The sequence below is a fragment of the Bacillus sp. SIMBA_008 genome (assembly GCF_046535495.1).
GTDB lineage: Bacteria > Bacillota > Bacilli > Bacillales > Bacillaceae > Bacillus > Bacillus subtilis.
Genome location: NZ_JAWRWL010000688.1, coordinates 1 through 261, shown reverse-complemented (window position 1 = coordinate 261; position 261 = coordinate 1). Strand labels below are relative to the sequence as shown.

Sequence of the window (261 nt, the reverse complement as noted above, 5' to 3'; positions counted from 1 at the left end):
CTGCGATGGACTGCCGAAGGTGGGCGTCATCGTCAGCGAACGATCCGGCGCGGGCGTCCATGCCGATCATGCCGGCGGACCCGAGGTTCCGCCGCCGGGCTGCACGGCGCCATGCTTGTGCTGCTTGAGGCTGATCCCGCCACCCACCACGTCCTCGGACACCTCGGCCTTGCCGGTGATCGTCACCTGGCCGGTGATTGCGGTGTCGCCCTTGATGGTGACCGGGCCGGTGATGGTCACACCGCCGTCGGCCGTGATGGC

Annotated in this window: 1 protein-coding gene; it reads right to left on the bottom strand. The window is 69.3% G+C overall.

The features are described 5' to 3' along the window. Positions 1–66: 66 nt before the first annotated feature. Positions 67–261: hypothetical protein (locus tag SB658_RS25000; protein WP_410603109.1), on the bottom strand; the 195-nt coding region annotated here is incomplete at its 5' end.